The sequence below is a fragment of the Thermoactinomyces sp. CICC 10521 genome (assembly GCF_016055135.1).
In the GTDB taxonomy this organism is placed as follows: domain Bacteria; phylum Bacillota; class Bacilli; order Thermoactinomycetales; family Thermoactinomycetaceae; genus Thermoactinomyces_A; species Thermoactinomyces_A daqus.
Genome location: NZ_JAECVZ010000004.1, coordinates 1 through 20,441, shown reverse-complemented (window position 1 = coordinate 20,441; position 20,441 = coordinate 1). Strand labels below are relative to the sequence as shown.

The following is a 20,441-nucleotide window of genomic DNA, read 5'->3' as shown; positions in this document are numbered from 1 at the left end:
CTTTCTCTCTCCGTTTTGATTTTGGTTTTGGAAATCTGAACTGCCTCCCCTTCCGGGCGGCAGTTTTTTTTGAAGCTGTAGCGGCAAGACATGGCCATTTTTATCTGCTGGCGAGTTTCCTCCGGGCCTGATGATCTCTCAAGCGGATAAACCGGGTTAATTCTTCCGTCATCCTCCAGTATGAAAAGGGAGTGATAAGATATATTCCGGAAAACTTATCCAAAATCACTTCCAGCAGCTCTTTCGCCACCTGAATCCCTTCTTCTCTCCCCGCCTCTTTGTTGTCTTTCGTCGCTTCCATCCGTTTCAACACCGATTCCGGGATCTTGATTCCCGGCACCTCATGATGGAGGAAAAGCGCATTGCGGTAGCCGATTAAAGGCATCACCCCGATGAATACCGGGATGCCGATCCCCTTGGTCGCTTCATAAAGATTAAGGGCCCCCTGCTCGTCATAAACCGGCTGGGTCATGATAAAATCCGCACCCGCCTCCACCTTTTTCATCAGCCGCTTCACTGCCGCATCCAGATTGCGCACATGGGGATTAAAGGCTGCTCCCACCACAAAGCGCGCTTTCTGCTTCAGCTTTCTCCCCGAAAAAGAAATACCTTCATTCAGCTGCTTCACCATGCGGATCAGTTCGATCGAAGACAAGTCATAAATGGAGCTGGCCCCCGGCAAATCGCCGATCCGTGTCGGGTCCCCCGTAATCACCAGAATCTGATCGATCCCCAATGCATGAATGCCCATCAAATGTGACTGCTGGCCCAACAGATTCCGATCGCGACAGGCGACATGCAGAAGCGGATCAATGCCAAGGCGATCCCGTAAAATTGCGCCCAAAGCCAAATTGCTCATCCTTGCCGTCGCCAGGGAATTGTCGGCCATCGTGATCGCATCCACGCCGGCGCGGTGGAGCCGTTCAGCCCCAAGCAAAAACTGAGAAATGTCCAGATCTTTCGGCGGATCAAATTCGCAAATAATGGCCCGGCCGCTTTTCACCTTATCGACGACATGGGGATTGGACCGTGCGCGAACGGCAATCGATTCAACCGCCCCGTCATAAATGGCATCGGAAGAAGGGTTTGTCCGTTTTACCTTTTCTCTCCCCTCCAAAGCCGCCGCCAGTTTGCGGATGTGATCCGGAGTCGTCCCGCAACATCCCCCGAGAAGACTGACACCCTGATCCACCAGAAGATGGGCAGTTTCCTCAAAATAATCCGGCGAAGACTTGTAATGCAGCTTTCCTTCGCTCATGCCCAGCCGTCCGGCGTTGGGAAAGGAAGTGAGGATCATCCCCTCAGGCACGATCGTTTTTTCCAGCGCGCGCAAAATCTCCATCGGTCCGAGCCGGCAATTGAGCCCGACTCCATCGGCCCCCCGTTCCGCCAGAAGCCCGAAAGCCTCTGTAAGCGTATAGGCATCCCTGGTTCTGCCTACTTCCAGCATGGAGAGTTGAGCGATGATCGGCAATGAGGTGAGCGGACGGATCACCTCGACCGCCAGCAAGATTTCCTTCAAATCCAAAAAGGTTTCCAGCAAAATGCCGTCCACTCCGGCCAGCAGCAGCGCTGTCGCCTGCTCTTCATACATCGCGCGATATTCCTCTTCATCAAACACCGGAACCCGCCCGGCGCAAATCGAACCGATCGCCCCGATCACATAAGCATCATCCCCGACGGAATCGCGCGCGATCTTGACAGCTTCCCGATTCATCCGAATCACTTTGTTGTCCAGCCCATAGCGGGTTAACCGCTCACGGTTTGCCCCGTAGGTGTGCGTTTCAATCACCCGCGCTCCCGCTTCGTAATAAGCCTGATGCACTTCGCTGATCAGGGAGGGGTTACTGAGCACCAGCTCTTCAGAGCAATGGCCGATCGAAACTCCCAGCTGGTACAGGTAAGTGGTAAGGGCTCCATCCCCCACGATCAAAGAAGACTTCAGCTGTTCCAGCAGCCCCGGTTTGCGCATTTCTCTTTTCCTCCTTACCTCGCATTAAAATATCTGGCTTCCGGATGGGCAAATACCATGGCAGAGACGGAAGCTTCCGGTTCCATCATAAAACCGTCCGTTAAAGCGACACCGATTTGTTCCGGTTTCAGCAAGCGGAACAGCTTAGCCTGATCCTCCAGATCCGGGCAGGCCGGATAACCGAACGATACGCGAATCCCTTGATATTTTGCGGCGAATCTCTCTTTCATTGTCATCGAAGCAGGATCGGGAAAGCCCCAGACCTTGCGCATCACCTGATGCAAATGCTCGGCAAACGCCTCTGCCATCTCCAGGGCGAGCACCTGCAAAAGATGGGAATCGAGATAATTGCCTTGATCTTTCCATCTTTCGGCCAATTCACGCACATTGCCGCCGGCTGTCACTGCCAAAAACCCGACATAATCCATCTCTCCCGATTCAACAGGGCGAACGTAATCAGCCAGACAAAGATAGGGCGATGCTGTCTGCCGTGGGAAAGAAAAGCGTTCAAGCACACGGGAGGGATCGGCCGGGTCATAGATGAGAATATCATTGCCAACCGATTGCGCCGGGAAAAACCGGTACATCCCCTGCGGTTTCAAAAGCCCTTCCCGTGCAGAGCGATCAATCAGGTGATCCACATATTGTTTTAATTCAACCGCCTTCTCATTTCCCGACCGGAGCAATTGTTCGACGTTGCCGCTGAGGCCAAGGTGTTTGCCCAGAAGCATTTGTTCATTGATATACGGACGCAAATGGGAAAGCGGGTAATCACGGTAAATGTGCTGCTCCAAATCCGGCGGGACAAAAATCGGCGCCTTGCGGTCAACACTGCTTTTCACCAGCGTCATGGTAACCGCTCCCGCTCCAGATTCGCCTGCTTTTGCCTGTGCTGCCCGCTGCTTCTCGTTTAACTCCGACCGGAGGCGAATCCGCTCTTCCGGATTCATCAAACGATTGGCCAGTTCCAGACCGTTCATGGCATCTTTGGCGTAAACAACTGCCCCATCGTATTCAGGGGCAATCCTCGTTTCCGTAAACTTGCGGGTGAGCGCGGCCCCCCCCACCAAAATGGGCACATTGATATTGGCCTTTTTCAAATCCTGTGCTGTGACCACCATCTGCTGAGCCGATTTTACCAGCAGCCCGGACAGCCCGATCAAATCGGGTTTCTCTTTCCAATAGGTCTCAATCAATTGCTGTGGCGGCACTTTGATCCCCAGATTGATCACTTTGTAACCATTGTTGGCCAGAATGATCTCCACCAGGTTTTTCCCGATATCGTGCACGTCGCCTTTGACAGTGGCCAGCATGATCGTCCCCCGGGTGTGCGTTTCCACCTGATCCATATGCGGCTCAAGATAGGCGACCGACGCTTTCATCACTTCCGCGCTTTGCAGCACTTCGGCGACGATCAACTGATTGTCGTTAAAAAGGCGTCCCACTTCATCCATGCCGGCCATCAATGGGCCGTTGATAATATCGAGCGGGGAGTATTTGGCCAAGGCCTGATCCAAATCCTCAAACAACCCGTCTTTGCTCCCTTCGACGACATATCGGGCCAGCCGCTCTTCCAGGGTGAAGTGTTCCAGGGGTTGTTTTGCTTCCACTTTCTTCGAGCGGTAAAAAGAGGTGAACTCAGCCAAAACGGCATCATAGTTTTCATGATTGGTCTCAAAGAGCAACCGCTCCGCCAGACGCTTCTCTTCATCCGGGATCGAAGCGTAGCGTTCCAACTTTTCCGTATTGACGATCGCATAGTCAAGTCCGGCTTTGGTACACTCATAAAGAAAGACGGCATTCAGCACTTCGCGCCCGGCTGCCGGCAACCCGAACGACACATTGGAGATCCCGAGAATGGTCGAACACGACGGCATCGCTTCCTTAATCCGCCTGATTCCTTCCACCGTCTCCCTGGCCGATCCGATGTATTGTTCATCGCCCGTCCCCACCGGAAATACGAGAGGGTCAAAGATGAGATCCTCAGGCCGCAGTCCATGCCGCTTGACCAGCAAATCAAAGGAACGTCGGGCCACCTCCAATTTTCGCTCTGCCGTGACCGCCATCCCCTCTTCATCAATCGTGCCGACGACAACCGCGGCGCCATAACGATGAATCAGCGGAACCACTTCGTTAAACCGCTTTTCCCCTTCCTCCAGATTGATCGAGTTGATGATCGCTTTTCCCTGAGAATATTGAAGCGCCCGTTCAATCACTTGTCCATCGGTCGAATCGATCATGAGCGGGGCTTTGATCTTCTTCGTCACAAAAGAGAGAAAGCGCTCCATATCCTGAAGTTCATCCCGGTCGGGATCGGCCAGACAAACGTCGATCACCTGTGCTCCGCCCTTCACTTGCTTGCGGGCGATTTCCGATGCCTCTTCATACTTGCCCTCAATGATCAACTGCTTAAATTTGCGCGAACCGATCACATTGGTTCTTTCCCCGACGAGTATCGGCCGGTTGTCCTCTTCCAGATAAACGGGTTCAATTCCCGAGACTGCCGGAAGATAGGAAGGAACAGGCCGGCGCGGTTTCTTGTCCCGCAGCGCCCCGGCAATCGCCCGGATATGATCGGGGGTGGTCCCGCAACAACCACCTGCCAAATTGAGCCAGCCCGCCTCGGCAAACTCCGCCAGCTTCCGGGCCAGCTGTTCCGGCGCTTCCAGATAGTTGCCGTTCTCATCCGGCAGCCCGGCATTGGGATAACAGCTGACCGCAGCCTGCGACAACCCGGACAGCGTACGGATGTGATCCGTCATAAATTCGGGACCGGTCGCACAATTCAACCCGACAGCCAATGGATTCAAATGTTGGATCGAAAGGTAAAACGCTTCGATGTTCTGCCCGGCCAGCATCGTGCCCATCGGTTCGATCGTGCCGGAAATGATCAGCGGAACCTGTTTTCCCGTCTCGGCAAAAGCCCGCTGAATGCCGATTCCGCCAGCCTTTACATTAAGCGTGTCCTGCGAGGTTTCCAGGAGAAGCAGATCAACACCGCCCTCGATCAACGCCTTGGCCTGAAGATAATACCCTTCCGTCAGCTGCTCAAAGGTTGTTCCCCCGGTAACCGACAATGTTTTGGTCGTTGGCCCCATCGCTCCGGCCACATAGCGCGGCCAATCCGGGGTAGACCATTGATCCCGCGCTTCCACGGCGAGACGGGCCGCAGCCAGATTGATCTCTTCCGTGCGCTGCTCCAATCCGTATTCGGACAAAACCGTTGGTGTCGCTCCGAATGTATTGGTTTCGACGATATCGGCTCCGGCTTCATAGTAAGCTTCATGAATCGAGCGGATCACATCGGGGCGCGTCAGGTTCAACATCTCATTGCAACCGTCCCATTCCTCTCCGCCGAAGTCTTGCGCTGTCAGGTTCGCCCGCTGCAACATGGTCCCCATCGCACCGTCAAGAATCAAAATCTTCTCTTGCAATCGTTTGTGAATCGCTGTTTTTTCCACAATGTCCACATCCCTGTAAAAAATAAAAACACCTTCATCTCCGAAAGATGAAGGCGTGTGTTTGCCAGGTTATTGCTCTCATCTTTCAGAGAAGGTCCTCTCTGCTGGAATTGGCACCACATTGGATTAACCAACAGGTTGCCGGGCTTCTTCGGGCCAGTCCCTCCGCCACTCTGGATAAGAGATCTTTTTAATTATTTAAATAATATATAAATGATTTCGTTTTATGTCAACTCATTTAAAAGAATAATTCTTCTTTCTCCATCTCTTTTTTGGCGCGATACATTTTCTCGGTCGCATCTTTGAATCCCTCAAGATCCCCCATTTCTTCACAGCAATCGGCCAATTCATAATAAATCAGATAGATTCGCTTTTTAAATTTATATTTCACTGCCACTTGAACTGCCCGTTTAAAATACTCAACGGCATCCGTATAGTGCTTCATCTTCTTCATCAGTTGCCCCAGCATCAGCAAGGCGGTACTCTTCTCAAAGGGATCATGCGACTTTTCGGTCCAGCCGAGCGCCTTCTCCAGCACTTCGCGAGCCTCGTTAAATTTGCCCTGCAACATGTATATATGGCCCAGGGAACAATGAACGCGGACAACCTCATCTTTATTGGAAACATGATCACTTAATTCAAGGAGAAACAAAAAGCAGGATTCAGCATCCTCCAGCTGGGAAATCTCCTTGTACGACGTACCCAAAATGTTCCACAGACGGAACATCTCATCATAATCTTTGCTGGACATCGCCATCATCGCCCCTTCACGGGCATAACGGATGGCATCATGGTACATCTTCATCCGTCTTAACAGCCCGGCTTTCAGCGAATACATCTGGATGACCATCTCTTTGTTCTGGATCTCGGATTGATACTGCCAAAGCTCGTCGAGATTCTTAAGCGCTTCATCAATCCGGCCTAGTTTCTCCAGATAGATCACGCGGTTCAGGGACAGCTGAAACTGAATTTGCTCCGGGCTTTCGTTTTGCTCCCGGCATGCTTCCAGACCGCGTTCCACATATTTCAGCGCCTGTTCATAATCCTTGTGGGTTGCGCGGCACTGTGCCAGACCGCAATAGCTCACCGCTTCCAGATTGCTTTTGGGAGAGTAGGGGTCCTGATAGGCAAGGCGAATCGCTTCGCTCAGTTCCCTTTCGGCTTTGCGCCAATCCTTTTTGGCTGCGTAAATTCTGCCCTTTAAATAATGAATGGTCGCCTGGTGCCGGGAAAACGTTTCCTCCGAAATATTGGATAACAGTACTTGCGCCCGTCCGGGATTGCCCAGTCCGATCATCGTCTCGATCGCCGTAAACTTTACCTGCATACTTTCCAAGCTTTCGCTGTCTTTTTCGATCATTTCAGGAATTTCACTTAAATCAAGACCTAATTTACTCATTAAATACAAAACTTTATCTTTATTTACATGGGGAACCCCGCGTTCGATATTGCTGATCGTCGCCGTGGAAATATGCTCATCAGCCAGGTCCTCGAGCCGCAAGCCACGTTCTTTGCGCACTTTACGGATGAATTTGCCAATTTCACTCATTTCAATCACATTCATCGGCGATCTCCCTTTCGGAATACTTGTTATTTCTATATTACTTCATCTATTTTATTTTATAAAGAAATGAATAAATAAAAATTACCATATATAGGAGTGTAATTTTTTCCAGTCGAAAACCTGAAAGAAAAAGCCGGGTGCATCTGGACATCCCGGTCAATCTTTCACAATTTCAACATGATTCGTTCTTTGGATTACCATCGCCCAGGTGCTCCCGTTTCAAGTACTGAACAAACCCGAAAACAAAGATTTGGTGCGTTTTTTCCACTTTTAAGATTGGAGCTGAACGGTAAAATTTGCCGAACAGTAAATCAGGATATTGATATGCATGATCCGCTCAAAATACCCGTTCTGCGGCAGTGACCACAAATCGCTCTCCCGCCACCGCCAGCAGCGACAACCCTCCCCCGCTGATAAGTCCCGTGATCACGCGGAGAAGATTGTTGCTTTCGCGCCAGCCCCATTTTTGCGTAAAACCGTCAACCAGCATCGGAATCTGGCTGATGATTCCCAGATACCATGGCAACCGCAGCGGCATAAAGAAGAACACCGGGATCAGCCCATACCCGAGCAGGATACTGAAACAGCGGGCACAAATCGGCATCGGTTTTCCCCTGATGCGCAAACAGCGCTCCGGACGCCGGTGACAAGGAACGCATTCCGCCCACTTCATCCACCATCCCATCCTTTTCCCTCCCCGCTAATGACAGCTGCAATTGGGCATATCGCAGTCGCAATCCGGCCCATCACAATTAAAATGATGGCAATTGCATTCCGGCACATTTTTATGAAAATGATGGCAATTGCAATCAGGGCAATCCATCGGTAAACAATCACAGGAATCACAGACAGTGCAGTCATTTTTTCCTTTTTTCCGCTTCCTCCTCCGACAATAACAGTAACCCCAAAACAACGAAAACAAGACGGCAGCCGCCAGCAAAATCCCCCCTGCCATCCATTGCTGTTTATAAAAAAGCACGCCGGCCGACAAATATAAAATGAGATTTAAAGTAAGCTGCACAAAAAACACACGATTTTCCCCTTTACAGCCATTTGCTGTTGGTGTTTATAATCTTTCTCAAAATCCCCTTTAACTCGCTTTAATGCAGGAATTCTCCACTTCCTAGAATAAAGCAAGTTGCCCATTTCAGAAATAGTGCAAGCAAGGCGGAAAGAGCCCGGAACTCAAAAAATCCCCTCCAAAGTCATGCAATTTAACAAGCCTGCTGTGATGCAAGCCCGGCAATTACAGCGAATGTTTTTGAATGAAATTGAATGATTTTGATAGATAATGATTGTTTTTTGAAAGGGTTTTCGTTATTATAAAGGTGAACTCATGAGGTGATCAAAATTGTTGACTCCACAGCGGCATCAATTGATTCTGACAATGTTAAAACAACAGGGCGTTGTCAAAGTGCAGGAGTTGGTAGACGCTACCCAGGCTTCTGAATCGACGGTTCGCCGCGACCTGATTGAATTGGAAAAACTCAAGCTGTTAAAACGCGTCCACGGCGGCGCTGCCCTGCTTCAGGGCAAAGGTTCCGAGCCCAGCATCGCGGAAAAGTTCGCGAAAAACCTGGAAGAAAAGAAAGCGATCGCACGGCATGCCGCCACCTTGGTGGAAGATGGAGACTGCATCTATCTTGACGCCGGAAGCACGGTCGGGGAGCTCATCCCTTATCTGTCCGGCAAACAAATCGTTGTGGTCACCAACGGTCTTTCCCATCTTGACCGGATGGATGCCACCAACATCAAATGCCATATTCTGGGCGGAATGGTAAAAGCGTCTACCAAGGCAGTGATCGGAAGCATGGCACTCGATCAACTCCGCCACTTTCGCTTTGACCGTTGTTTTTTGGGGGTAAACGGAATTCACCCGGAAATGGGGTATACCACTCCCGATCCCGAGGAAGCCCGGTTGAAAAGATTGGCCCGCACCCTGTCCGGCCAAACCTATGTCCTGGCTGATCAGAGCAAATTTGCCGAAATCTCCTTTGCCCAATTCGCCGAGATCGAAGAGGCTGTTCTTGTAACAAGCCGGATTCCTGAAGAAAGCCGGGCAGCCTATGAAAACAAAACTTATGTAATCGAGGTTGGAACGCCATGATTTATACCGTAACCCTCAATCCATCAATCGATCTTGTGGTCAACGTACCATCTTTTCAGCTGAACGGACTCAACCGGATGCAGAAAGAGCAGAAATTTCCCGGAGGAAAAGGGATTAACGTCTCCCGCGTCCTCAGCCGGCTGGGAGCGGAGACAACGGCCCTCGGCTTTATCGGCGGATTTACGGGCGCTTTCATCCGCGACACTTTGCACGAGGAAGGAATCGGAACCGATTTTATCCGGGTAGACGGTGACTCGCGCATCAACATCAAACTGAAGACGGAAGACGGCGAAACTGAAATCAACGGGCAAGGGCCTTCCATCAGCGAAGAACAGATTGCCCTGCTTCGGGAAAAACTGAACGCACTCGCTGAAGGAGATGTGCTCGTTCTTGCCGGCAGCATTCCGCGCTCCCTGCCCGCCGGTCTGTATGAAGATCTGACCGGGATCCTCAGCCCGCGGGGAGTCAAAGTGGTTGTCGATGCCTCCGGTGAAGCACTCGGCAAGGTGATCGTCCATCGCCCTTTTTTGATCAAACCGAATCATCATGAACTGGGGGAACTGTTCGGCGTTACCCTGACCAATGCCATGGAGATTCTTCCCTATGGACACCAACTGCTTGAGCAGGGGGCCCGACACGTGATCGTCTCCATGGCCGGGGCGGGTGCGCTCCTCTTTGCGGAAGAGGGAACCTTTCAAGCCACTGTCCCACAAGGAAAAGTGATCAATTCTGTCGGGGCCGGCGATTCGCTGGTTGCCGGTTTTCTGTCCACCTACGTCCGGACGGGGGATCTTCTGGAATCGTTCCGATGCGGCATCGCTGCCGGAAGCGCAACTGCTTTCTCTTCCGATTTGTGCACCAAAAACCAAGTGGAACAGCTACTTCCGCAAGTGAAAATCAAGCCGGTCGTCCATCCCATTGATTTGGGAGCAATTTAGCAACTGACCAATCACCCGGTTTTATCCCCTTCAGTGGCTGATAAAACCGGGAACCGATACTTTCAGGGAGGTGCCCTACGATGAAGATTACGGATCTGCTAAAAGAGGATACGATCATCATGGAACTCCGGGCCGGCGATAAAAGCGCTGTCATTGATGAACTGGTCGAAAAGCTGGACGGAGCCGGCCGCTTGCATGACCGTGAAGAATACAAGCAGGCCATTTTGAAACGGGAAGCTCAAGGATCGACGGGGATCGGCGAGGGAATTGCCATCCCGCACGCCAAAACCAAGGCGGTAAAAACTCCCGCCATCTGTTTCGGACGGAGCCTGAAAGGGATTGACTATGAATCCCTGGACGGACAGCCTGCCCGTCTCTTCTTTATGATCGCCGCTCCGGAAGGGGCTGATGAAACTCATCTGGAAACATTATCCCGCCTGTCGGTATTGCTGATGGATCATGACTTCCGCGAAAAACTGAATCAGGCCGGGACAGCAAAGGAAGTGATCGCTTTAATCAATAACAAAGAAGCGGATCAGGAGGAGGAAGACAGCATAGAAGAACAAACAGAACCGGAAAAACTGATCCTTGCCGTCACCGCTTGCCCGACCGGAATCGCCCATACCTACATGGCGGCTGATGCCCTCAAGGCCAAAGCAGCGGAGATGGGCATCAGGATCAAAGTGGAAACCAACGGATCCACCGGGATCAAAAATCGCCTGACCCCGGCGGAAATTGAACAGGCCACCGCCATTATCGTCGCAGCGGACAAGCAGGTGGAAATGGACCGGTTCGCCGGAAAACACGTGCTTCAGGTACCCGTCGCTGATGGAATTCACAAAGCAAAAGCGCTCCTTGAACGAGCTTTGAAACAGGATGCACCCATTTATCAGGGGCGGGGAAACGTCGAAAAGGAAACAACGGGAAAACAGCGGCTCGGCTTTTACCGCCACCTGATGAACGGGGTCAGCAACATGCTTCCCTTTGTTGTCGGCGGAGGAATTTTGATTGCGCTTTCATTCGCATTTGGCGGAATTCACGCGAATGGGCCGATCGCCCAAATCTTGAATCAAATCGGCGGGGCGGATGGAGCTTTTCATTTCATCGTGCCGATTCTGGCTGGTTTTATCGCCTCCAGCATAGCCGACCGTCCCGGTTTTGCTCCTGGTGCTGTCGGCGGTTTTCTGGCGGCAAACGCGGGTGCGGGCTTTCTCGGCGGCCTGATTGCCGGATTTTTGGCCGGTTATGTCGTCGTGGGCCTGAAAAAGGTGTTTTCGATCCTGCCTCAGCAACTGGAAGGGATCAAACCGGTTCTCTTATATCCCTTATTTGGAATCATGATTACAGGTATCCTGATGATCACTGTCATTAACGGACCGGCGGTTCTGCTCAACAAAACGCTCACTTCCTGGCTGGGCAGCCTCAGCGGAACCAACGCGGCCATCCTCGGCTTGATTCTGGGCGGCATGATGGCCGTGGACATGGGCGGCCCGATCAATAAAGCGGCTTTCACCTTCGGACTGGCCGCACTGCAGACCGGAAACCAGCTTCCGCATGCAGCCGTCATGGCCGGCGGAATGGTACCGCCGCTGGGCATTGCGCTGGCAACCACTTTCTTTAAACACAAATTTACCGATGCCGAGCGTAAATCCGGCCTGACCAACTATTTGCTGGGTGCTTCCTTTATTACAGAAGGAGCAATCCCGTTTGCCGCAGCCGATCCGGTACGCGTCATCGCCAGCTGTATCATCGGCTCTTCCATCGCCGGCGCGCTCAGCATGTTGTTCGGCATTCATCTGCCTGCCCCCCACGGCGGACTGTTCGTGATTCCGCTCGTCAACAAACCACTGCTCTATATTCTCGCGATTCTCATCGGCTCTGCCGTTACGGCGGCAATGCTCGGAATCTGGAAGAAAAAAGTGCAATAAACCAAGAATCCGGCCCTCGTTCGCGGGGGTATTTTTTCTCCTTTGAAATTGACAAAAGATTGTAAATAAAAGGAAAATGGGATATTATTGGGTTGTAATGCATCATTTTCAAATGAATGGAGATGTTCTGTGATGCCCTTTAAAAGAAAGGTTTTCTCCCTGGCGGTGATCAGTTTTCTCCTTATCACCGGCTGCACCGGGCATGAAAAAGCCCCGACCCCGGAACCGAAGCCCGCTCCCCCTGCCTCATCCGTCCCACCCTCCCACCAGCAGACCCCCTCTCCTCAACAATCCACTCCGGGCGACAAACCCGCACCGATCAATGCCAAAAACAAAGCTCTCGTTCTGGAGATCAAACAGCGCGCCCAGCAGGGGAAGATTTTGCATTACCGCTTTATTTGCGGCAAATCCCTCATCGATTCCGATGTTCATCAAGCCTTGGGAAATCCGGACACGACCGAGTCGGCGGGAAAAGGGATTTATGATACTTATAAAAAACAAGGCCTTGCTTTTGGCTTCAATCACGGGTTGCAGATTTTTGACATTCGCTCCTACTCTGCGGAAATCCAAAAGCTCACGTACCGGGACATCACCGAAACATTGGGCCGGCCTTCATCCGTCAACAGCATCAGCCACCAAAAAATCCTCGTTTACAAGGTGAATTCCAAATATCAATTAAAATTTATTTTTAATGAACCAATCTCCGGTTCGACGCATCTGGATCATTATTCCGTCTTCTATCCCCCGGCCGCAGTCAATAATATGGCCGGCTGACAAAAATGCGGGGCGTGGTGTTTCCTTCCCGCCTTCAGGTTTCACCGGAAGAAAACCCACGCCCTGCTCTTGGTTGAAATCTTTATCTTTAATAAAATTATAATCCATCATTCATGAATCTGTCATATTTAGGCATATAAAATTCTATATATCTCATTGGTTTCCCGCTAAAATATTTGATAGGGATTTACCCGACCAATGTCTAAATCTATCTTTTGGCACGACAATGCAATGAATGGGTTTCTACAAGGAAAGGCCGGTTTTTTTAGATAGACATTTCACTTAAGTGTGGTGATCAGATGAAAAAATGGCTTTTCATTTTATCGATCCCCCTGGTGGCAGCAGGACTGGTCGTCGCCGTGATGTCAATGCACAAATACAAAACCTACGGGGAACAAGCAGCCGCAACGCGGGCGATGGAAGCAGTAAAACCTGCTGCGCCAAAACCGGTGCCTTCCAAGAATGTTGTGATCTACTTCTCTCCCCATGCTGATGATGAAGTTTTGACCATGGGGGTTCCGCTCATTAACGACATTCGGGCGGGAAAAGAAGTATATCTGGTGCTGATGTCGCCGGGAAGCCATTCGTTTGCACGTGAACGGATCAACGGAGCCTACGACATTGAATCCAATCGTGCAGAATTGGCCGGAAAAAAATTAAAAGACAATCTGTACAAATCCTATCACGATCCCTATAAGGAACATTACAAAGACGGATGGCTCACCCGCAAAGAATTCGGGGATGCGCGCCTTCGTGAATTTTACCTGGCTGCTGCCGCTTTTGGCATTCCCAAGGACAGAATTCGGGTATACAATGTGGTAAACGATAATTTTCTGTACAGTCAGGTAAGAGCCATTATGGCGTCATATGCCAAAAAGTTCCCCGATGCAACCTTTAAAACGATGTCCCGCTATGATGTTCATCCTGACCATGCCATGTGCGGCCGGGTTATGGATGATCTGTTCCGGGAACACATCGTCAAGCACTGGGTCGCCTATCTCTCGATCACAACTGACCGGATCATGAAAGTGAAGGTTCCCGGAAGCCAGATGGTTGTTCTCCGCAATCCGGCCGATAAAGCCATCCTTCTTCGGGCGTGCAAAGCCTATAACATCTGGAAGCCGACAGAAGGGCTTTATGCGATCGGTTACCACAGTGTTCCGATTGAATTTGATATGCTGATGAAAAAACCTTATACAAAAAAAGTTCCATTATAGTTGCAAAGCCACCTCCTCATCTCGCGGGTGGCTTTTCCCGAAAAAAGGCGATCCGCCCTGATCAGGAGCAGATCGCCTTTTTTTCAACAGTGCTTTATCCATTTTGAATCGGTTCCAACCGGGCGAACTCTTCCTCCGTAAACAGCCTCGAACGGATGACAAACCGAACCCCCAGCGGAATCTCCAATGAAAAGGAAGCCCCTCTCCCTTTGACAACATCAACGGTTAACTGGGTATGTTTCCAGTATTCAAACTGGGAACGGGACATATAAAAAGGACATCCGGCAATCTCGCCCAGTCGGACATCGCTGCTTCCGATCCGAAAAGTTCCTTCTTTAAAACACATGGGAGAGGAGCCGTCACAACAACCGCCGCTCTGGTGAAACATCAGCTTTCCATGCTGCTTGCTCAGCTGATCAATAACCTTTTTCGCCTCGGGCGTAACCAGAACGCGTTTGACTGTTTCCATGTCCTCCACTGTCCTTAAAAGAAGCCCATCGGCTTTTTATCATAGGAAATCAGGAGATTTTTCGTTTGGCGATAATGTTCCAGCATCATTTTATGCGTTTCCCGTCCGATTCCCGATTGTTTGTATCCGCCAAAGGCCGCGTGTGCCGGGTAGAGATGGTAGCAGTTCACCCAGACGCGCCCGGCCTGAATCCGTCTGGCAATCTGATAAGCCTGATGCGCATCCCGTGTCCAGACACCGGCACCCAAGCCGTAGAGCGTGTCATTGGCGATTTCGAGCAATTGCTTTTCATCCTTAAACGTCGTCACCGAAACGACGGGGCCAAAGATTTCCTCCTGGAAAATCCGCATTTTGTTGTGGCCGACAAACACGGTTGGCTCAATGTAATAGCCGTCGGGGTACTTGTCGTTCTTGTACGGCTTTCCACCCGTCAGGCATTTGGCTCCCTCTTCGCGGCCGAGCTGGATATAGTTCAGGATCTTTTCATACTGGTCGTTGGAAGCTTGTGCTCCCATCATCGTTTCGGGGTCGAGCGGGTCCCCCATTTTAATTTTCTTCACGCGTTCCATAGCCCGTTCGATAAATTCTTCGTAAATCGACTCCTGAATCAGGGCCCGGGACGGACAGGTGCAGACTTCCCCCTGGTTCAAGGCGAACATCGTAAATCCTTCCAGGGCTTTATCGAGGAAGTCATCATCTTGTGCCAGCACGCTTTCCGTGAAGATGTTGGGCGATTTCCCCCCGAGTTCCAGCGTGACCGGAACAATATTTTCCGAAGCGTACTGCATAATCAGGCGTCCGGTGGTCGTCTCACCCGTAAAGGCCACTTTCCCCACTTTCGGCGAGGTGGCGAGCGGCTGGCCGGCTTCGGGACCAAATCCGTTGACCACATTAAGCACGCCGGGCGGCAGCAGATCAGCGATCAGTTCCACAAACAGAAGGACGGTAGCCGGAGTCTGTTCGGCCGGCTTTAACACCACGCAATTGCCGGCAGCCAGAGCGGGAGCCAGTTTCCATGCCGCCATGAGCAGCGGAAAATTCCAAGGGATGATCTGGCCCACAACGCCGACCGGTTCTTTGATATGAAGGGAGAGCGTATTGGCATCGATTTCGGAAACGCCGCCCTCTTCCCCGCGAATCACGCCGGCAAAATAGCGAAAATGATCAATTGCCAGTGGAAGGTCCGCATTCAGTGTTTCACGGATCGGTTTTCCGTTATCCCACGTTTCTGAAAGCGCTAACTTTTCCAGGTTTTCTTCGAGACGATCAGCAATTTTCAAAAGGATATTGCTTCGTTCCGCGACGGAAGTGTTTCCCCATTTTTCTTTTGCCTGGTGCGCTTTTTCCAATGCCAGATCGATGTCTTCCTTTTGAGAGCGCGGCACTTTGGTGAACACCTTGCCATTGATCGGAGACGGATTGTCAAAATACTCCCCGCCGAGCGGCGGAACCCACTCTCCCCCGATAAAGTTCTCGTATCGCGGCTTGTAATGAAGCAGGCTTCCTTCGGTATTTGGCGCTTTAAAACCGGATAACTTCACACTCATCAGCGGCTTCCTCCCTCAGCTTTTTTTGCAAACCAACCATGAACTGCTGAACAACAATATAATTATTATTTAGCAATAGATTCAAAAATTCCTGCCCAATAAGGAAATTTATTTAAAAAATTCATTCATTTTAAAATATGGATTTGTCCCACATACAAACAGGGGCCAAAGAGAGCAAAAGATATAAAAACCACCCGCCAAAATGCGGCGGGCCTGCCTGTGTCAGTTGTTGATATAGCGTTCAAACACAAAGCCAAAGTCTTTCACATGGTATTTCTCCCGGGTCTCGACGAGCCAGTTAAATGCCGCCTGGTTCAGTCCTTTAAACTGTTCGACCAAATTGTTATCATCATTCTTGAACGAACTTAAGGTGGTGGAGGCCAATTCCAGACTCTGTTTGGCAAATGCCAGAAGAATCTCGTTTTCACGCGAGAGTTCCGCAATCTTCACCAGCGCTTTGTATAAATCCTTAAGTTCCTCAAGATGCTTTTTGTGCACATCGATTGTATATTGTTTGGAACCCATGGTAAACTTGATCTCAATATCCAGATCAATCGAACCGGCTGTTTCCAGCATCACATTGGCGATTTTGTGAGCATGGTAATCATAGCGATGAAGCATCCGCTTTTTGCTCGTGGCACTGGTACCATCCAAATGAATCAGGGCTTTGTTCGTAAAACAGTACTCATCCGATTTTGACTTGATGAGAAAGAAAATTTTCTCGCCATCTTCATGAAGCACATAATCGTCTGTGTCCACCTTATCGTAATTTTCCGGCTTGATCACACTTCCGACATCACTGATTCCCAACACATCGGCGGCAACTTTTCCAAACATCGGATCAACCTTTCCCATTTGAAATCAAAACATTGTCATTCTATTCCAAAATCATTATAACACAATTTGTCAGTATCACCTGCCATGCTGATCCGTTCTGACTCCGTCTTGTAAGTTGAGGATCATGGCAAAAAGCGGAACCAAGCAGGAGAGAGGAGGCATTCACCGTGAACGATCCGTTGCCACCCGTGCATTTGGACAAACGGTATTGGGCACAGCTGACCGATTTGCCGGACAGGGTCCAATGGGTGATCGAAAAACTTGAACAATCATTGCAAATCATGAGGGAAAATCAATCGGAGACTGGGCAGGTGTTAAAAACGGCGCAACAATTGAGCCACATGCTCGGGGAAATGGATCTGGAGATCAACAGTTTTGAATTGGATGAAGTGACGAGGGAAGTGATCAACGCGCTGCTGGACCGGACTTATGTGGACGAAGCATATGAGGAAGTACTGGAGTTGGATGCCATGCTCGATCAGTTATGGGAGAATGGTTTCCTCGATGACTCCGACCCGATGGCAGAAGAGGTGGCAACTGCCATCAGCCATTTATCCGACTGTTTTGTCAGTTGCGGCGACCGGCTGAAAAAAACGCGCGCTTCCGAAGACATTCATACGATCATCGAAGCCATCGAAATCGTCATCTCCGGCTTTAAAGAACTGCTTCGATAACGGATGCGGTCATTTTCTCCATTTTAAACCGGGAATAAGTCGGGGAACACGTTTTTTGTATTCCAGATACTGTTCACCAAACGTTTGAACCATCAACCTCTCTTCAATACGAATACGGATCAGGAAAAGGATCAGAATCCCGAGAAAGCCCAGGAATAAGACACCAGCCCCGGTCGAGAGCGCAGAGCCAAGCACCATCCCGATAATTCCGGTATAAATCGGATGCCTCGTGATTCGGTACGGCCCTTCCGTGCATAATCGGTGAGCCTCTTTAACCACTGCGACCGATGCCCACATTTTCCCCAGTTTCCATCTGGCCCATAAAGTGAACAACGTCGACCCAGCCAGCAGAACCGCGCCGACAACCTGCAACCAGAGAAGGTGAAAAGCCAAAGCTCCCGGATACCGGACAGCAATGTACTGGATCACACCCCAGAAAAGCAGAAGGATCATCCAGTCAAACTGGAGGCGCCTTTGCTGCACGGCCGGAGCATGATAATGATTGTAAATCGCTCCGCCGATCCAGGCCAGGATAAAGATTCCCCAACAGATCAGGTTCAAATGAACAAAATTCATATTCTTCTCCCCAAATCCAATGGATATCCTCAACCGCCGCTGGCTTAATTCAATCATACGACAAACCGGCAGAAAATTGCCCCAAGGTTTTCAAAACCATTTAACCACACTTGCAACGCCGGCGCCGTCTTTCCATCCCACACACTGATCCCCTTCATTTCCCCTCCTCGCCGGACTTCTCCAATTGCTTTTAAGCTTGTGAACAGCCTCCCTCTTCCCCTGCCAGGACATTTTTTACAAAAAATAGGAGAATGCACAGTCGTTTTTTGTCATGGTCAAATATGATATACCGAAATTACCGTTAGGGGGTGAAACGAATGGGTGCTTCATGCGGTTCGTGTTACAGTTCCTGTTACGGGTCGTGCTACGGTTACGGATTTGGCTGGAGAAGCCTGCTGATCTTCCTGCTCGTCATCGCCACGATCTTTGTCTTTATCTGCGGAGGATTTGGATGTTAATTAGAAAAACAGCTACACAAATGAACTTCGCACCGGATTCCCTCCCGTATCATGCAATAGCCACGCCAAATCCGAATTAAGCCGATCTTTGTCACAATTTGCAAAGTCGCGACCCATTTTTCCTCCTTCAAAAACATTTCCCGCATCAGTCGGGACTTGTGACTCAAAAACAACCTCCTGCCGAGTTCTCAACCATCGGTCAGACATTTCCTCAAGGGATGTTGGGGCCAGGATATTTCCGGCCATCCAACATCCTTTCGTCTGTTTGATGACATTCCTGCCGGCCATGAATTTTTCAACACAAACATGCCGACTTGCGGCGAAAACGCTGCCAGCATGAATTTTGAACATTTTTCATCAACTGAACAACATGTATTTATCAGAATTAAAAAATATATTATACTTTTATCATTCATAAATAAATGAAAGGAGATTCGGATGAAAAAATTCATTTTGCCTCTTCTTTCTTCATTGGCCGTCTTCTGGCCATCAGTCCCGCAAGCCCTGGCTGCAACCGATATCTATGCCAATTATGCGGAACTGTCATCGCACTATAAACAGGGCACGGATTATACGATTGAAACCCAGTCGAAACCAAACGATGTGCTGATTCTGGCCATTCATGGCGGAAGGATCGAGAAGGGAACCGATCAACTGGCAAAAGCAATCGCGCAGGACGATTACAGTTACTACATATTTAAGGCCAACATTTATAAAGACACCAATAACGATGACCGGAACGATTTACATTTAACCGCTTCCCACTACGATGAACCAACCGCCCTGCAAATGACGGCACAAAAAAACCGCATCGTTTCTCTCCATGGAGCCAAGGGCACGGAAAAAATCGTTTACATGGGAGGACTCAACCAAAATTTAATGAGCAATCTCTCAGAGCGGTTGACTGCCGCCGGTTTCCGTGTCGAGAATGCCCCTGACAATCTCAACGGGAACCACCCGGAAAACATCGCCAATAAGAATCGGATTCTCCAAGGAGCGCAGATGGAACTCACCACAGCCCAGCGCGATGAGCTCCTGAACGATTCTGCCAAGATGCAAAAATTTGCTGATGCCGTCCGTGCAGCCATCTCTGCCTCCTCTTCCCATCCGGATGGCAGAACCTATGAATTTGGGAGCGACAACTTTTCCAACTCCATTTGGCTCAACGGTGGCAATCCGTTTTATCTGACCGGCGACGATTACCTGAAAGGCGTCCAAAGCCCCATTGATCCGAGCCAAAAAGAAAAAATTCGCTTTGATTTTTATGACCAAAACGGAAAACTCGTGTTATCCCACTCGGCCGAAGCTGTTGGCCACAAACGGTTCAGCTATTCCACCGGCCTCCCAACCGGCTACTATAAAATAAAAATCGTGAACGTTTCTGGACACCCCTCCTGGATCTACGGAGGCCTTGTCTATTAAAACCAAAACATGCATGGGACTTTCTCATCCATGCGTGTTTTTCTGTAAGGAGATCTTCATGCTATCAATCAAACGGCAAACCTCGCCCGCTTCATCTGTTTGCTCCTCAGTCCCTAGGCTCGCCGGCCTGAGACTCCCTCCGTTATCCGTTCTTTTCCCCTGCTGTGAGACTGTAGCTGATTAACCACTCTCTTGCTTTTTCATCTTCGAAGTATCGGATTTTCGGGAGTACCAATATTAATACTTTTTCACGGAAATCCGCATGATCAAAAAGGCTGGCATTCGTCAAATCCGTTTTGGCGAACACGGTTTCAATACACTCACATTTAGCAAACCTTGCATTTTGAGCATCGGCATTTGTAAAATCTACATAAGACACATCCGCTTTATAGAAATCATGTTACCGCCGGTCTATAATTGACCCAGGATCGCCGAAAAAGAATTGACCCACTCCCCGTCGAATAAATCCCCTTCGAATAATACCGCCAAATTTCTTC

The 20,441-nt window shown here is 50.1% G+C and carries 18 protein-coding genes and 1 riboswitch; of the genes, 8 read left to right on the top strand and 10 right to left on the bottom strand.

Features of this window, described 5'->3' with window-relative positions; genetic code table 11:
• Positions 1-100 precede the first annotated feature (100 nt).
• The 5 genes from I8U17_RS04365 to I8U17_RS04345 all read right to left on the bottom strand — a co-directional run bounded on the left by I8U17_RS04365 (position 101) and on the right by I8U17_RS04345 (position 7,858).
• Entirely contained in the window at positions 101-1,972 is a 1,872-nt protein-coding gene (locus I8U17_RS04365) for a bifunctional homocysteine S-methyltransferase/methylenetetrahydrofolate reductase (RefSeq protein WP_198059079.1), read from the bottom strand.
• A gap of 14 nt (positions 1,973-1,986) precedes the next feature.
• The gene (metH, locus tag I8U17_RS04360) at positions 1,987-5,373 is read right to left on the bottom strand and encodes a methionine synthase (RefSeq protein ID WP_232330916.1); all 3,387 of its coding nucleotides are present in this window, start codon (positions 5,371-5,373) and stop codon (positions 1,987-1,989) included.
• Between the two features lie 135 nt (positions 5,374-5,508).
• Positions 5,509-5,617, bottom strand: a riboswitch (SAM riboswitch).
• A gap of 54 nt (positions 5,618-5,671) precedes the next feature.
• Positions 5,672-6,997, bottom strand: a complete 1,326-nt coding sequence (locus tag I8U17_RS04355) for a helix-turn-helix domain-containing protein (protein WP_198055830.1) — start codon at positions 6,995-6,997, stop codon at positions 5,672-5,674.
• Positions 6,998-7,334: 337 nt separating this feature from the next.
• Entirely contained in the window at positions 7,335-7,682 is a 348-nt protein-coding gene (locus I8U17_RS04350) for a DUF2085 domain-containing protein (protein ID WP_232330906.1), read from the bottom strand.
• A complete protein-coding gene (locus tag I8U17_RS04345; protein ID WP_033100029.1) occupies positions 7,667-7,858 on the bottom strand; it encodes a hypothetical protein in 192 nt (63 codons plus the stop codon). Before I8U17_RS04345 ends, I8U17_RS04350 begins: the two co-directional genes overlap by 16 nt.
• Before the next feature lie 490 nt (positions 7,859-8,348).
• On the opposite strand from I8U17_RS04345, the gene I8U17_RS04340 reads away from it, so the two are divergent.
• The 5 genes from I8U17_RS04340 to I8U17_RS04320 all read left to right on the top strand — a co-directional run bounded on the left by I8U17_RS04340 (position 8,349) and on the right by I8U17_RS04320 (position 13,961).
• Positions 8,349-9,104, top strand: coding sequence for a DeoR/GlpR family DNA-binding transcription regulator (locus I8U17_RS04340; RefSeq protein ID WP_033100028.1), 756 nt, complete (start codon positions 8,349-8,351; stop codon positions 9,102-9,104).
• Positions 9,101-10,042, top strand: a complete 942-nt coding sequence (gene pfkB, locus I8U17_RS04335; protein ID WP_198059077.1) for a 1-phosphofructokinase — start codon at positions 9,101-9,103, stop codon at positions 10,040-10,042. Before I8U17_RS04340 ends, pfkB begins: the two co-directional genes overlap by 4 nt.
• 80 nt (positions 10,043-10,122) lie before the next feature.
• Positions 10,123-11,970: a PTS fructose transporter subunit IIABC gene (locus I8U17_RS04330; protein ID WP_033100026.1), complete on the top strand. Its 1,848-nt coding sequence runs from the start codon at positions 10,123-10,125 to the stop codon at positions 11,968-11,970.
• Positions 11,971-12,102: 132 nt separating this feature from the next.
• Complete coding sequence (locus I8U17_RS04325) at positions 12,103-12,744, top strand: YjgB family protein (protein ID WP_052154016.1); 642 nt, start codon at positions 12,103-12,105, stop codon at positions 12,742-12,744.
• 299 nt (positions 12,745-13,043) lie between these two features.
• On the top strand, positions 13,044-13,961 hold the full coding sequence (locus I8U17_RS04320; protein WP_033100025.1) for a PIG-L deacetylase family protein: 918 nt from the start codon (positions 13,044-13,046) through the stop codon (positions 13,959-13,961).
• Positions 13,962-14,055: 94 nt separating this feature from the next.
• Here I8U17_RS04320 and I8U17_RS04315 read toward each other — a convergent pair whose 3' ends face one another.
• From I8U17_RS04315 to I8U17_RS04305, 3 genes are all read right to left on the bottom strand, one after another.
• Positions 14,056-14,430: a DUF779 domain-containing protein gene (locus I8U17_RS04315; protein ID WP_033100024.1), complete on the bottom strand. Its 375-nt coding sequence runs from the start codon at positions 14,428-14,430 to the stop codon at positions 14,056-14,058.
• 14 nt (positions 14,431-14,444) lie between these two features.
• Positions 14,445-15,977, bottom strand: coding sequence for an acetaldehyde dehydrogenase ExaC (gene exaC / locus I8U17_RS04310; RefSeq protein ID WP_052154015.1), 1,533 nt, complete (start codon positions 15,975-15,977; stop codon positions 14,445-14,447).
• A gap of 222 nt (positions 15,978-16,199) precedes the next feature.
• The gene (locus I8U17_RS04305; RefSeq protein ID WP_198059076.1) at positions 16,200-16,814 is read right to left on the bottom strand and encodes a PH domain-containing protein; all 615 of its coding nucleotides are present in this window, start codon (positions 16,812-16,814) and stop codon (positions 16,200-16,202) included.
• Between the two features lie 167 nt (positions 16,815-16,981).
• Between I8U17_RS04305 and I8U17_RS04300 the strand changes: the two genes are divergently transcribed.
• On the top strand, positions 16,982-17,488 hold the full coding sequence (locus I8U17_RS04300; protein WP_033100023.1) for a hypothetical protein: 507 nt from the start codon (positions 16,982-16,984) through the stop codon (positions 17,486-17,488).
• Between the two features lie 9 nt (positions 17,489-17,497).
• Here I8U17_RS04300 and I8U17_RS04295 read toward each other — a convergent pair whose 3' ends face one another.
• A complete protein-coding gene (locus tag I8U17_RS04295; RefSeq protein WP_052154014.1) occupies positions 17,498-18,064 on the bottom strand; it encodes a methyltransferase family protein in 567 nt (188 codons plus the stop codon).
• A gap of 317 nt (positions 18,065-18,381) precedes the next feature.
• On the opposite strand from I8U17_RS04295, the gene I8U17_RS04290 reads away from it, so the two are divergent.
• A complete protein-coding gene (locus tag I8U17_RS04290; protein WP_152568486.1) occupies positions 18,382-18,522 on the top strand; it encodes a sporulation protein YjcZ in 141 nt (46 codons plus the stop codon).
• A gap of 438 nt (positions 18,523-18,960) precedes the next feature.
• Complete coding sequence (locus tag I8U17_RS04285; protein WP_033100021.1) at positions 18,961-19,944, top strand: poly-gamma-glutamate hydrolase family protein; 984 nt, start codon at positions 18,961-18,963, stop codon at positions 19,942-19,944.
• Positions 19,945-20,086: 142 nt separating this feature from the next.
• Here I8U17_RS04285 and I8U17_RS04280 read toward each other — a convergent pair whose 3' ends face one another.
• Positions 20,087-20,323: a pentapeptide repeat-containing protein gene (locus I8U17_RS04280; protein ID WP_370589212.1), complete on the bottom strand. Its 237-nt coding sequence runs from the start codon at positions 20,321-20,323 to the stop codon at positions 20,087-20,089.
• Between the last annotated feature and the right edge of the window lie 118 nt (positions 20,324-20,441).